The sequence below is a fragment of the Micromonospora reichwaldensis genome, from assembly GCF_031845925.1.
Classification (GTDB): Bacteria; Actinomycetota; Actinomycetes; order Mycobacteriales; family Micromonosporaceae; genus Micromonospora; species Micromonospora reichwaldensis.
In genome coordinates, this window is the sequence record NZ_JAVRFL010000003.1 from 41,286 (window position 1) to 53,921 (window position 12,636).

At 73.3% G+C, this 12,636-nt stretch carries 13 protein-coding genes and 1 pseudogene; 13 read left to right on the forward strand and 1 reads right to left on the reverse strand.

What is annotated here, in order from left to right:
• Positions 1–21: 21 nt before the first annotated feature.
• Positions 22–774, reverse strand: a complete 753-nt coding sequence (locus tag RM555_RS02920; RefSeq protein WP_311410445.1) for an enoyl-CoA hydratase/isomerase family protein — start codon at positions 772–774, stop codon at positions 22–24.
• A gap of 182 nt (positions 775–956) precedes the next feature.
• Here RM555_RS02920 and RM555_RS02925 point away from each other — a divergent pair, with 182 nt between their 5' ends.
• From RM555_RS02925 to RM555_RS02985, 13 genes and pseudogenes are all read left to right on the forward strand, one after another.
• Positions 957–1,817 (forward strand): CoA transferase subunit A, encoded by an 861-nt coding sequence (locus RM555_RS02925; protein WP_311410312.1) that lies wholly within the window; start codon positions 957–959, stop codon positions 1,815–1,817.
• Entirely contained in the window at positions 1,814–2,641 is an 828-nt protein-coding gene (locus RM555_RS02930; RefSeq protein WP_311410313.1) for a CoA-transferase subunit beta, read from the forward strand. The genes RM555_RS02925 and RM555_RS02930 overlap by 4 nt, the downstream gene beginning before the upstream one ends.
• The gene (locus tag RM555_RS02935; protein ID WP_311410314.1) at positions 2,638–3,753 is read left to right on the forward strand and encodes an NAD(P)H-dependent flavin oxidoreductase; all 1,116 of its coding nucleotides are present in this window, start codon (positions 2,638–2,640) and stop codon (positions 3,751–3,753) included. The genes RM555_RS02930 and RM555_RS02935 overlap by 4 nt, the downstream gene beginning before the upstream one ends.
• A 2-nt stretch (positions 3,754–3,755) precedes the next feature.
• A complete protein-coding gene (locus RM555_RS02940; RefSeq protein WP_311410315.1) occupies positions 3,756–4,631 on the forward strand; it encodes an SDR family NAD(P)-dependent oxidoreductase in 876 nt (291 codons plus the stop codon).
• A pseudogene (locus RM555_RS02945) lies at positions 4,628–5,421 on the forward strand (SDR family oxidoreductase). Before RM555_RS02940 ends, RM555_RS02945 begins: the two are co-directional and overlap by 4 nt.
• Positions 5,422–5,481: 60 nt before the next feature.
• Positions 5,482–5,955 (forward strand): FAS1-like dehydratase domain-containing protein, encoded by a 474-nt coding sequence (locus RM555_RS02950; protein ID WP_311410317.1) that lies wholly within the window; start codon positions 5,482–5,484, stop codon positions 5,953–5,955.
• Entirely contained in the window at positions 5,952–6,473 is a 522-nt protein-coding gene (locus tag RM555_RS02955; protein WP_311410318.1) for a MaoC/PaaZ C-terminal domain-containing protein, read from the forward strand. The genes RM555_RS02950 and RM555_RS02955 overlap by 4 nt, the downstream gene beginning before the upstream one ends.
• On the forward strand, positions 6,470–7,258 hold the full coding sequence (locus RM555_RS02960; RefSeq protein ID WP_311410319.1) for an enoyl-CoA hydratase family protein: 789 nt from the start codon (positions 6,470–6,472) through the stop codon (positions 7,256–7,258). Before RM555_RS02955 ends, RM555_RS02960 begins: the two co-directional genes overlap by 4 nt.
• Before the next feature lie 12 nt (positions 7,259–7,270).
• On the forward strand, positions 7,271–8,245 hold the full coding sequence (locus tag RM555_RS02965; RefSeq protein WP_311410446.1) for an NADPH:quinone oxidoreductase family protein: 975 nt from the start codon (positions 7,271–7,273) through the stop codon (positions 8,243–8,245).
• 29 nt (positions 8,246–8,274) lie between these two features.
• Positions 8,275–9,525 (forward strand): acyl-CoA dehydrogenase family protein, encoded by a 1,251-nt coding sequence (locus RM555_RS02970; protein ID WP_311410447.1) that lies wholly within the window; start codon positions 8,275–8,277, stop codon positions 9,523–9,525.
• A gap of 1 nt (position 9,526) precedes the next feature.
• The gene (locus RM555_RS02975; protein ID WP_311410320.1) at positions 9,527–10,666 is read left to right on the forward strand and encodes an acyl-CoA dehydrogenase family protein; all 1,140 of its coding nucleotides are present in this window, start codon (positions 9,527–9,529) and stop codon (positions 10,664–10,666) included.
• 6 nt (positions 10,667–10,672) lie between these two features.
• A complete protein-coding gene (locus RM555_RS02980) occupies positions 10,673–11,689 on the forward strand; it encodes an acyl-CoA dehydrogenase (RefSeq protein WP_311410321.1) in 1,017 nt (338 codons plus the stop codon).
• Positions 11,690–11,768: 79 nt separating this feature from the next.
• Positions 11,769–12,635: an enoyl-CoA hydratase gene (locus RM555_RS02985; protein ID WP_311410322.1), complete on the forward strand. Its 867-nt coding sequence runs from the start codon at positions 11,769–11,771 to the stop codon at positions 12,633–12,635.
• The last annotated feature ends 1 nt before the right edge of the window (position 12,636 follow it).

Genomic DNA, 12,636 nt, shown 5'->3' on the forward strand with positions numbered 1-12,636 from the left:
CGGCGGCGCGCCCCTGAGCGGTCAGGGCGCGTCCGCCCACCGTGGCGCGCGCCTGGCGACGAACGCGGCCGCGCCCTCGGCGGCATCCGGTCCGGCGAGCAGCTCGAGGGTCGCGAGTCGGTTGGCGGCGGCGAGGTCGCGTTCGCGGGGGTCCAGGCTCAGGTGCATGAGCCGTTTGGTCGCCAGCACCGCCGCCGGAGACTGGGCCGCGATCCGGGCGGCGAGCGCGAGCGCGCGCGGGAGGACCTCGTCGGTGGGGACCACGGCGTTGACCAGGCCCAGCTCGTGGGCCCGGGCCGCCGGAAGTGGCTCGGTCGTCAGCCCGAGTTCGAGGGCGACGGCGAGCGGCAGGCGACGGGGCAGGTCGGTGCCGCCCTCGGAGGCGGCGATGCCGCGCCCCACCTCGGGCAGTGCGAAGTAGGCGTGCTCGGCCGCGACGACGAGGTCGCAGGCGAGGGCGAGCTCGAAGCCGCCGCCGACGGCGGGCCCGTTGACCGCGGCGATGACCGGCTTTCGGTAGCCGCCGCGCAGTAGCGTGAGTGGACTGCGGGCCACGTCGACCAGGCGCCCCTCGGCCGCGGCGCGCAGGTCCATCCCGGCGCTGAAGGACAGCTCGCCGGTGCCGGTCAGCACGACCGCGCGCACGCCCGGGTCCGCGTCGTACCCGAGCAGGGCGTCGGTCATCGCCAGGAGGGTGTCGGGGTCGAGGGCGTTGCGCACCTGCGGCCGGTTGATCCTGATGACACCCGCCGCGTCGACGCGCTCGCACACCACTGCGTCCAACGTCCCGTCCTCCTTCGCGTCAGGGTCTTGACCCTCTCCGGATGGCTGTTAGTCTACCAACCAAGCGCTTGCTACGTGGTGGCCCGGCCGCGGGTGCCCGGCACGCCACTGGCCTTCCGCACCGCTCGCCGCCGCGCTCGAGCAGTGCCCCGAGACGGAACGATGAGGGACACATGGCCGACAAGACTCTGACAAGCCGCGACGTCGTGTCGCGGCTCGAATCCGGGATGACCATCGGCATCGGGGGATGGGGCTCACGGCGCAAGCCCATGGCCCTCGTGCGCGAGATCCTGCGCTCCGACCTCAGGGACCTGACCGTCGTCAGCTACGGCGGGCCGGACGTCGGCCTGCTCTGCGCAGCCGGCAAGGTCAGGAAGGTCGTCTTCGGTTTCGTCTCGCTCGACAGCATCGCCCTCGACCCGCACTTCCGCGCCGCGCGGCAGAAGGGCGCCGTCGAGGTCGCCGAGTACGACGAGGGCATGCTCCAGTGGGGGCTGTACGCCGCCGGCATCCGCCTGCCCTTCCTGCCGACCCGCGCCGGGCTCGGGTCGGACGTCCTGAAGCACAACCCCGACCTCAGGCTCGTCCAGGACCCGTACGGCACCGAGCAGCTCGTGGCCATGCCGCCGCTGCGCCTCGACGCGGCCCTCGTGCACATGAACCGCGCCGACGCCCAGGGCAACGGCCAGTTCCTCGGGCCCGACCCGTACTTCGACGACCTCTACTGCCTCGCCGCCGACCAGGCCTTCATGTCCTGCGAGCGGATCGTGCCCACGGCCGAGCTCAGCGCCGCCGGGCACTCGGCGACCATCAAGATCAACCGTCAGCTCGTCGCCGGCGTCGTCGAGACCCCGAACGGCGCGCACTTCACCTCCTGCGTACCGGACTACGAGCGCGACGAGGCCTTCCAGCGCGAGTACGTCAAGGCCGCCGGCGACCCGCAGGCCTGGGCCAAGTTCGAGAAGCGGTACCTGTCCGGTACGGAAGATGACTACCAGGCGGCCGTCGCCGCCCGAGCCGAGGAGGTCGCATGAGCAGCGCCGCCACCGAGTCCGCGGACCAGCCCACGGGCAGCGCCACCACTGTCGACGCGCCGGTGACCCGCGCCGAGTACTGCGCGGTCGCCGTGGCGGACGCGTTCGCCGGTGACGGCGAGTCCATCGCCAGCGCCTTCGGCACGATCCCTGCCGTCGGCGTCCGCCTCGCGCGGCTCACCGTCGCCCCCGACCTGCTGCTCACCGACGGCGAGGCCCACTTCGTCTCCGGCACCTGGCCGATCGGCGCGGACCCGCACGCCACCGAGGGCGTCGTCGTCGAGGGCTGGAGCCCGTTCCGTACGATCTTCGACCTCGTCTGGCACGGCAAGCGGCACGTCATGATGATCCCGGTCCAGATCGACGGGCACGGCAACACCAACATCTCGGCCATCGGCGACTACGCCCAGCCGAAGGTGCAGCTGCTCGGCGTGCGCGGCGCCCCCGGCAACAGCGTCTACCACCCGACCAGCTACTGGGTGCCCCACCACTCCACGCGCAGCTTCGTCCGTACCGTCGACATGGTCTCCGGCGTGGGCACCGACAGCGCCCGCGCCGCCGGCCCGGCCGCGAGCGCGTACCACGATCTGCGCCGGGTCGTCACCAACCTCGCGGTCCTCGACTTCGGCGGCCCCGACGGCGCGCTGCGCCTGCTCAGCCTGCACCCCGGCGTCACGCTCGCGGAGGTCCGCGCGGCCACCGGCTGCGACCTGCACGTCGAAGGCGAGGTCCCGGCCACCCGTGAGCCGACCGCCGAGGAGCTGCGCCTCATCCGCGAGGTCATCGACCCCCGCTCGCTGCGCGACCGCGAGATCCCCACATGAGCCGGGCCCAGGAGCCGCACCCGACGCTGCGCACCCGGGCGACCGACCTGTTCGGGGTGCGGTACCCGATCGTCCAGACCGGCATGGGCTACGTCTCCGACGTGCGCCTGACCACCGCGACGGCCAACGCCGGCGGGCTGGGCATCCTCGCGGCCGGCCTGCTGTCCTACGACGAGCTCGTCGTGGCCGTCGAGCAGATCCAGGCCGGCACCGACGCGCCGTTCGGCGTGAACATCCGCGCCGACCAGCCCGACGTCGTCAAGCGCATCGACCTGCTCATCTCGGCCGGCGTCAAGGTCGCCTCCTTCGCGCTGGCCCCCAAGCAGGAACTCATCGCCAGGTGCAAGGACGCCGGCCTCGTCGTCGTCCCGTCGATCGGCGCGCGACGCCACGCCGAGAAGGTCGCCGCGTGGGGCGCCGACGCCGTCATCGTGCAGGGCGGTGAGGGCGGCGGCCACACCGGCGGGGTGCCCACCAGCCTGCTGCTGCCCCAGGTCGTCGACGCCGTCGACATCCCGGTCATCGGCGCCGGTGGCTTCTTCGACGGCCGCGGCCTCGTCGCCGCGCTCGCCTACGGTGCCGAGGGCATCGCCATGGGCACCCGCTTCCTGCTCACCAGCGACTCGCCGGTCCAGCCGTCGGTCAAGGACGTCTACCTGGCCAAGACGGTCAACGACACCGTCCTGACCCTCCAGGTCGACGGCGTCCCGCAGCGCGTGCTGCGCGCCGGCACGATCGAGGAGCTGGAGCGCACCTCCGCCCCCGGCCGGCTGCTGCGGGCCGTGCGCAACGCCGCCGCCTTCCAGAAGCTGTCCGGCACGCCGTGGGGCGGCATGGTCCGGGAGGGCCTGGCCATGCGCAAGGCACACGACCTGACGTGGAGCCAGGTCGTCATGGCGGCCAACGCCCCGATGCTCTACCGGTCGGCCCTGCTCGAGGGCAGGACCGACGTCGGCGTCATGGCCACCGGCCAGGTCGTCGGACTCATCGACGACGTCCCGAGCGTCGCCGAGCTCATCGACCGCATCATCGACGAGGCCACCCGGACCCTCGACCGGCTCGGCGTGCCCGCGCCGGCCGCGTCGGCCCCGGCCGTGCCCGAGGAGGATTAGTCATGGGAGCACTGCAGGGACGGGTCGTCGTCGTCACCGGCGCCGGCCGTGGCCTCGGCCGAGAGCACGCGCTGCTCGCCGCCGCCGAAGGCGCCTCGGTCGTCGTCGCCGACACCGGCGCCGCCGCCGACGGCACCGGCGGCGACCCCTCGGTCGTCGAGGCCGTCGCCGCCGAGATCACGACCGCCGGCGGGCAGGCCGTGGCCAGCACCGCGGACGTCGCCACCACCGAGGGCGCTCGCGAGCTGCTCGCGCTCGCCCGCGACACCTACGGGCGCGTCGACGGCCTCGTCAACAACGCCGGCATCCTGCGGGACCGGATGTTCGTGAACATGAGCGAGGACGACTGGGACGCGGTGATCCGTGGCCAGCTGCGCGCGACGTTCGCGCCGTGCCGGGTGTTCGCCGAGCACTGGCGCACCGAGTCCAAGGCCGGCAACCAGCCGGTCGCCTCGATTGTCAACGTCTCCTCCACCTCGGGCCTCATCGGCGCCGTCGGGCAGACGAACTACGGCGCGGGCAAGGCCGCCATCGCCGCCCTCACCGTCATGCTCGCCCAGGAGATCGGCCGCTACGGCGTACGCGTCAACGCCATCGTCCCGGTCGCGCGTACCCGGATGACCCAGGACCTGCCCGGCATCGGCGAGCTGGTCGCCGCCCCGGCCGACCCCGCCGCGTTCGACGTCTACCACCCGGGCAACGTCTCCCCGCTCGTCGCCTGGCTGCTCACCGCCGACGCGCCGGTGACCGGCGAGGTGTACTACGCCAAGGGTGGCGAGATCCGTCGGTTCGCGCCGTGGAGCTACGACTGGACCCTCGACAAGGGCGCCCGCTGGAGCGTCGGGGAGATCGCGAAGGAGATGGCCGCCCGTGCCTGACACCGGTCACACCAGCGCCGCCGACTGGGCCGGCCCCGCCCACGGGCTGCTCTCCGGGCGCTCGGTGCTCGTCACCGCCGCGGCCGGCACCGGCATCGGCTTCGCGACGGCGCGCCGCGCCGCCGAGGAAGGCGCGCGGGTCGCCGTCAGCGACCGGCACGAGCGCCGCCTCGCCGAGTCGGTCGACGAGCTCGAACGCCTCACCGGGACCCGGCCGCTCGGGGTGCCCTGCGACGTCACCGACCAGGCCCAGCTCGACCACCTCATGGACACCGTCGCCGCCGACCTCGGCGGCATCGACGTGCTCGTCAACAACGCCGGCCTCGGCGGCACCGCGGCCGTGCAGGACATGACCGACGACCAGTGGGACTCCGTCCTGTCGGTGACCCTGACCTCGACGTTCAAGGCGACCCGGTCGGTGCTGCGGCACATGATCCCGGCCGGCAGGGGGGTCATCGTCAACAACGCCTCCGTCATCGGCTGGCGCGCGCAGAAGGGACAGGCGCACTACGCCGCGGCCAAGGCCGGCGTCATGGCGCTGACCCGGTGCGCGGCTCTCGACGTCGCCGAGCACGGCATCCGGGTCAACGCGGTGTCCCCGAGCATCGCGGTGCACGCCCACCTGGCCAAGGTGACAAGTGACGAGCTGCTCGCCCAGCTCTCGGCCCAGGAGGCCTTCGGCCGGGCCGCGACGCCGTGGGAGATCGCCAACGTCATCGTCTTCCTCGCCAGCGACTACTCGTCGTACATGACCGGCGAGGTCGTGTCCGTCTCGAGCCAGCACCCGTGACCGTCCGGTGCGTGCCGGCGACCCGCGCCAGCGCGTACCGATGAACGAAAGGAGCCCGTCGTGGCCAACCCCGACGCGCAGGGCGTCACCGGCGCCCCCTTCCGGCTCGACGTCGAGCGCGGCAAGATCCGCGAGTTCGCGCTGGCCACCGGCGCGGCCGACGCGGCCTACCTGCGGGAGGAGGACCCGGTCGTGCAGCCGACGTTCCTCACGACGACCTTCTTCTGGCAGGGCGAGGACGCCAACCCGTGGTCCGCGGTCGAGCTGGACCAGCAGCGCGGCCTGCACGCCGAGCAGCAGTACACCTTCTTCGGCGAGCCGCCGCGCGCCGGGACCAGGCTCACCTGCCAGTCGCGCATCGGCGAGATCTACACCAAGGTGGGGCGCCGCGGCGGCGAGATGACCTTCGCCGTGATGTACACCGACTTCCGCGACGAGACCGGGCGTCTCGTCGCCCAGGCCAAGCTCACCGGAGTCGAGACGGCCCGGCCGCCGGACACCGGGGCCGCGACGCGGGACGGAGCCTCCGCATGAGCGACACGACCGCCACCACCCCGCCCGGCACGACCGAGGTCGGCCTGCCCGTCCCGGCGACCCCGCCAACGCGCACCCACGGCCCGGTGACCCGCACCGACTTCGTCCGCTACCAGGGCGCCTCGGGTGACATGAACCCGATCCACCACGACGAGGTCTTCGCCAGGGCCGCCGGGTTCCCGAGCCCCTTCTCCGTGGGCATGTGGCAGGCCAGCCTGCTCGGCACGTACGCCACCGACTGGCTCGGCGGCCGGAACGTGCGGGACTTCCGCATCCGGTTCCTGGCCCAGGTGTGGCCGGGCGACACCCTCACGCTCGACGGTGCTCCGCTGCGCACCTACGTCATCGAGGGCGAGGACGGACGTGAGGGCCGCGTCGACGTCGAGCTGACCTGCCGGCGGCAGACCGGCGACACGGCCGTCACCGCGTGGGCGACGTTCGTGCTGCCCGAGGCGGCCCTCGACGCCGCGACACCCGGGACCGGCGAGCAGCCCGAGACCACCGAGGAGCAGGGATGAGCCCCACGACCCACGCGTCCGTGACGACGACCGTGCACCCCGACGGGATCGCCGAGGTCGTCGTGGACAACCCGCCGGTCAACGCGCTGCCCGTGGCCGGCTGGTTCGCGCTCGCCTCCGCCCTCGACGCCGCCGGCGCCGACGAGTCGGTGCGGGTCGTCGTGCTGCGCGCCGAGGGCCGCGGCTTCAACGCCGGCGTCGACATCAAGGAGATGCAGCACACCGCCGGCTTCACCGCGCTGCTCGGCGCCAACCGCGGCTGCTTCGCCGCGTTCAAGGCCGTCTACGAGTGCCCCGTCCCGGTCGTCACCGCCGTCAACGGCTTCTGCCTCGGGGGCGGCATCGGGCTGGTCGGCAACTCCGACGTCATCGTCGCCTCCGACGACGCCACCTTCGGCCTGCCCGAGGTCGACCGCGGTGCCCTCGGTGCCGCGACCCACCTGTCCCGGATGGTGCCCCAGCACCGGATGCGCGCCATGGTCTACACCTCGGCCACGGCCACCGCCCAGGAGCTGCACGCGTACGGCTCGGTCCACAGCGTCGTGCCCCGCGAGCAGCTGCGCGAGGCGGCGTTCGCCGTCGCCACCCAGATCGCCGCGAAGGACCCCACCGTCATCCGGGCCGCGAAGGCCTCCCTCAACGGCATCGACCTGTGGGACGTCAACCGCAGCTACCGCTTCGAGCAGGGCTTCACCTTCGAGCTCAACCTCACCGGGGTCGCCGACCGGATCCGCGACGAGTTCGCCGGCACCGACAAGGCGGCGCGCCCGGGCAGCGAGGGCTGAGCCGTGCGCGCGATGGTGGTCCGTGAGCTCGGGGGCCCCGAGGTGCTCACGCTCACGGACGGGCCGCAGCCGCTGCCCGGCCCCGGGCAGGTGCTCGTCGACGTCGTCGGCGCCGGGGTCAACTTTCCCGACGGCCTCATCGTCGCCGGCACCTACCAGACCAGGCCGGAGCTGCCGTTCGTGCCCGGCTGCGAGGTCGCCGGCACGGTCGCGGCGCACGGCGACGGGGTGACCGGCCCGCCCGTCGGCGCCCGCGTCATCGGCTTCTGCGGCATCGGCGGCTACGCCACCCAGGTGCTCGTCGACGCCCGCCTGGTCCACCCGTTGCCCGCGGGCATCGACCTCGTCGAGGCCGGCACGATTCCCGTCGTCTACGGCACGTCGTACCACGGGCTCGTCGACCGGGCCGGCCTCGCCGCCGGCGAGACGCTGCTCGTGCTCGGCGCCTCCGGCGGCGTCGGCCTCACCGCCGTGCAGATCGGCAGGGCTCTCGGCGCGACCGTGATCGCGGCCGCCTCGAGCGAGGACAAGCGCGAGCTGTGCCTGGCGCACGGGGCCGACCACGCCATCGGCTACGCCGACCTGACGGCGACCGTGCGCGAGCTGACCGGCGGCGCCGGTGCCGACGTCGTCTACGACCCCGTCGGCGGCGACGCCGCCACCGCCGCGCTGCGTACGCTCGCGTGGGCCGGGCGGTTCCTCACCGTCGGCTACGCGACGGGCGAGATCCCGCAGGTCAAACTCAACCGGCTGCTCCTCACCGAGGGCGCGGTGCTGGGGGTCCTCTGGGGCGCCTGGGCCAGGCGCGACCCGGAGGCGAACGCCGCGAACATGACGACGCTGCTCGGGTGGATCGCCGCCGGCCGGTTGAGGCCACACGTCAGCGAGGTCTTCCCGCTGGAGGAGGCCGCCCACGCGCTCGGCACGGTGCTGAACCGTGGCGCCCGCGGCAAGATCGCCCTCCGGATGAAAGCAGGCAGGGAATGAAGGTGGCTGACGCGACCGAGCTGACCCAGATGGATCTCGGCCCCGGCCCGCGCTCGCGGGAGCTGCTCGCGACGTTGCGCACGTTCATGGCCGAGCACGTCTACCCCGCCGAGAAGGTGTACGCCGCCGAGCTCGGCGCCGCGGCCCGCGAGAACGGGGGAGTGTCCCACGTCCTGCCGCCGGTCGTCGAAGAGCTGAAGGTCACGGCGCGCAGGCTGGGTCTGTGGAACCTCTTCCTGCCTGACCTGTCGGGCCTCACCAATCTCGAGTACGCCTACCTGGCCGAGGAGACCGGACGCTCGCCCTACCTCGCCCCCGAGGCGCTCAACTGTGCCGCGCCGGACACGGGCAACATGGAGCTGCTGCACATGTTCGGCACGCGCGAGCAGAAGCGACAGTGGCTCACCCCGCTGCTCGAGGGCACCATGCGTTCCGGCTTCGCGATGACCGAGCCGGACGTGGCCTCCTCCGACGCGCGCAACATCGCCACCTCGATCGTGCGCGACGGCGACGCGTACGTCGTCAACGGCCGCAAGTGGTGGACGACCGGCGCGGCGGACCCGCGCTGCGACATCCTCGTGCTGATGGGCAAGACCGACCCGGAGGCGGCCGTCTACCGGCAGCAGTCGATGGTCCTCGTGCCGGTCGACACCCCCGGGGTGACGATCGTGCGCTCGCTGCCGATCTTCGGCTACCACGACCAGCACGGCCACTGCGAGATCCGGTTCGACGACGTTCGCGTGCCGGTCACGAACCTGCTCGGCGCGGAGGGCGACGGTTTCGCGATCGCCCAGGCCCGCCTCGGCCCGGGCCGCATCCACCACGCGATGCGCTGCATCGGCATGGCCGAGCGCGGCCTCGAACTCATGGTGCGTCGGACGATGGCCCGCGAGGCGTTCGGCGGCCCGCTCTCCGAGCAGGGCGTCGTGCGCACCTGGATCGCCGAGTCCCGCCTGGAGATCGAGCAGGCCCGCCTGCTCGTGCTCAAGACGGCCTGGCTCATCGACCGGGTCGGGGCCGAGGGCGCGGCGACCGAGATCGCCGCGATCAAGGTCGTCGCGCCGCGGGTCGCCCGCAACGTGCTGGACCGCTCGATCCAGGCGCACGGCGGCGGCGGGGTCACCGACGACTTCCCGATCGCCCGGATGTGGGCCAGCGCCCGGATCCTCGGCATCGCCGACGGCCCGGACGAGGTGCACCTGCGCACGGTGGCGCGCACGCAACTAAGCCGCTACCGGGACGCGGCGCCGACGGGCGCCGCCGAGACGGAACGGAGTTGAGATGGACCTGACCTGGTCGGCGCAGGACGAGCAGTTCCGGGCGGAGGCCCGCGACTGGCTCGTGGCGAACGTGCCGCGGCAGCCGCTGCCCTCCGGGGACACCGCGGCGGGCTTCGCCGCGCACCTGGAGTGGGAGCGGGCGCTGCACGCCGACCGGTGGTCGGTCGTGTCGTGGCCCAGGGAGTACGGCGGCCGCGACGCCTCGATCTGGCAGTGGCTCATCTTCGAGGAGGAGTACTACCGGGCCGGTGCGCCGCAGCGGGTGACGCAGAACGGCATCTTCCTGCTGGCCCCGACGATCTTCGAGTTCGGCACGAAGGAGCAGCGGGACGAACTGCTGCCGCGGATGGCGGCGGCGCGGGACCTGTGGGCCCAGGGCTGGTCGGAGCCGAACGCGGGCAGCGACCTGGCGGGGATCCGGTCCCGGGCGGTACGGGACGAGCAGGCCGGCGGGTGGCGCCTCAGCGGGCAGAAGACGTGGTCGACCCGGGGCGCGTTCTGCACCCACCTGTTCGGGCTGTTCCGCACCGACCCGCAGGCCCAGCGGCACCGGGGGCTGACGTACTTCCTCGTGCCGCTCGACACCCCGGGCGTGACCGTGCGCGGGTTCGACCGGCTCGACGGCGACGAGGGTTTCGCCGACGTGTTCTTCGAGGACGCGTTCGTACCGGACTCGGCGGTTCTCGGCGGCGTCGACCAGGGCTGGTCGGTCGCGATGTCGACGACCGGGTCGGAGCGGGGCCTGACGCTGCGCTCACCGGGACGTTTCCGCAAGGCGGCCGACGCGCTCGTGGCGCTCGCGGGCGAGCGGGCCGAGGCGGCGACCGACCTGCTCCGCGACCGGGTGGCGCGCTCGTGGATGCAGGCGCACGCCTACCAGCAGTTCACGCTCGCGCAGGTCACCGACATCGTCGAGGGTCGCCCGGCCGGTGCGCGGTCGAGCCTCAACAAGGTCTTCTGGTCCGAGCTGGACATCGCGTTGCACGAGACGGCGCTGGAACTGCTCGGCCCGGACGCGCTCGTCGACGGCCCCTGGACCCGCGGCTACCAGTTCTCGCTGTCGGGCCCGATCTACGCGGGCACCAACGAGATCCAGCGCAACATCATCGCCGAGCGCCTGCTCGGCCTGCCGAGGAGGTGACCGGGCGTGCGGTTCGCTCCGAGTGACGAGCAGCGTGACCTCGAGGCGGTCGTCCGTCAGGTGCTCACCGAACGGTGCCCGCCGGCGACGGTGCGCGCCGGAGCCGGGTCGGCGCAGGTGGCCGCCCTGGCCGAGAGCCTGGCCGGCCTCGGCGTGGCGGGGCTGCTCGTGGCCGAGGACGACGGCGGGCTGGGCCTGGACGAGAACCACCTCGTGTCGGTCTTCGCGCAGATCGGGTACGCCGCCGCCCCGCTGCCGCTCACGGCGACCCTCGCGGTCGCTCCGGCGGTGCTCGCCTCGGGCGCCCCGGACCTGCTGGCGAGCCTCGTCGAGGGGGCTCTCACGGTCGGTGCCGACCCTGCGGCGACCGGGCGGGTCGCGTTCGGTTCCGGCGTCGGCCTGGTGCTGAGCGGCGGCTTCGGCGGGACCGGGCGCATCGAGGTTCTCGACGTGTCCGAGGCGACGGCCTCGGCGTCGCCGTCGGTGGACTTCGCGCTGGACCTGACCGGGTACGCGGGCGCGCGGCTCGTGGCGACCGTGGACGACCCGCGGGTGGTGCGGCTGGCCTGGGAGCGGGGAGTGCTGGCGGCCTCGTCCGAGCTAGTCGGGCTGTCCCGACGGATGCTCGACCTCACGGTCGAGCACGTGCGCGCCAGGGAGCAGTTCGGGGTGCCGGTCGGCAGCTTCCAAGCGGTCAAGCACCACCTCGCCACGGCGCTGCTGCAACTGGAGTTCGCCGCGCCGGTGGTGGCGACGGCCGGGTTCGAGCTGGCCGCGGGCGTCCCGGGCCGGCTGCGCTCACTGGCGACGGCCAAGGCGTTGGCGTCCGAGGCGGCGCACGTCGTGGGCCGGGCCGCGCTGCAGTGCCACGGCGCGATCGGTTACACGACCGAGTACGACCTGCAGCTGTTCCTCAAGCGTTCGTGGGCGCTGGAGGCGTCGTGGGGCAGCGCCGCCTGGCATCGGGCGGCCCTGCTGGCGGACCTCGGTGTCGCCCTGACCGGCGCGCGCCCCGCGTCCTGACCGCTGGCCCGTAGGCACTCGCCGGCGGCCCACGACCCGCACGACGTACACCCGACCCCGGGGCGAGAAGGAGATCCAGATGAGCGAGACCAGCGGCGCGGCGGTGGAGGTCGTCCGGTACGAGACGCGGGGGCCGGTGGCCGTCGTGACGATGAACCGACCGGAGTACCGCAACGCGCAGAACTCGGCGATGACCTATGCCCTCGACGACGCGTTCTACCGCGCGGCCGCCGACGACGAGGTGAAGGTCATCGTTCTGGCGGGTGCGGGGAAGCACTTCTCGGCCGGCCACGACATCGGCACGCCGGGTCGGGACGTCGACTCGTCGTTCGACCGGCGCGCCGGCCTGTGGTGGGACCACGTCGGAAAGGCCGGGGTGGACAGCCGGTACGCCCGCGAGTCCGAGGTGTACCTCGGGATGTGCCGCCGCTGGCGTGAGCTGCCCAAGCCGACGATCGCCATGGTGCAGGGAGCGTGCGTCGCCGGTGGCCTCATGCTCGCCTGGGCGTGCGACCTGATCGTCGCGTCGGACGACGCGTTCTTCGCCGACCCGGTCGTGCGCATGGGGATCCCCGGGGTCGAGTACTTCGCCCACCCGTGGGTGCTGGGTCCGCGGTTCGCCAAGGAGTTCCTCTTCACCGGCGACCGGATGCCGGCGGCGCGCGCGGCCGAGCTCGGCATGGTCAACCGGGTCGTCGCCAGGGACGATCTCGAGGCGGAGGTCATGGGGCTCGCCGCGCGGATCGCGCAGATGCCGCGGCTGGGTCTCGCGCTGACCAAGAAGGCGGTCAACCAGGCCGAGGACCTCATGGGCCTGCGGGACGGGATGGATGCGGTGTTCGGGCTGCACCACGCGGCCCACGCGCACAACGCCGAGGTGGGCACCGACTCCCTCGGCGGCCAGGACGCCCGGAGCATGCGTGACGCCGCGAGAAGGGAAGCGTGAG

What these genes read in the sequence shown, in the direction of transcription:
- RM555_RS02970 (WP_311410447.1), top strand. Translation starts at nt 8,275, where the DNA reads ATGGATCTCGGCCCCGGCCCGCGCTCGCGGGAGCTGCTCGCGACGTTG.
- RM555_RS02930 (WP_311410313.1), top strand. Translation starts at nt 1,814, where the DNA reads ATGAGCAGCGCCGCCACCGAGTCCGCGGACCAGCCCACGGGCAGCGCC.
- RM555_RS02985 (WP_311410322.1), top strand. Translation starts at nt 11,769, where the DNA reads ATGAGCGAGACCAGCGGCGCGGCGGTGGAGGTCGTCCGGTACGAGACG.
- RM555_RS02960 (WP_311410319.1), top strand. Translation starts at nt 6,470, where the DNA reads ATGAGCCCCACGACCCACGCGTCCGTGACGACGACCGTGCACCCCGAC.
- RM555_RS02935 (WP_311410314.1), top strand. Translation starts at nt 2,638, where the DNA reads ATGAGCCGGGCCCAGGAGCCGCACCCGACGCTGCGCACCCGGGCGACC.
- RM555_RS02940 (WP_311410315.1), top strand. Translation starts at nt 3,756, where the DNA reads ATGGGAGCACTGCAGGGACGGGTCGTCGTCGTCACCGGCGCCGGCCGT.
- RM555_RS02965 (WP_311410446.1), top strand. Translation starts at nt 7,271, where the DNA reads ATGGTGGTCCGTGAGCTCGGGGGCCCCGAGGTGCTCACGCTCACGGAC.
- RM555_RS02975 (WP_311410320.1), top strand. Translation starts at nt 9,527, where the DNA reads ATGGACCTGACCTGGTCGGCGCAGGACGAGCAGTTCCGGGCGGAGGCC.
- RM555_RS02955 (WP_311410318.1), top strand. Translation starts at nt 5,952, where the DNA reads ATGAGCGACACGACCGCCACCACCCCGCCCGGCACGACCGAGGTCGGC.
- RM555_RS02925 (WP_311410312.1), top strand. Translation starts at nt 957, where the DNA reads ATGGCCGACAAGACTCTGACAAGCCGCGACGTCGTGTCGCGGCTCGAA.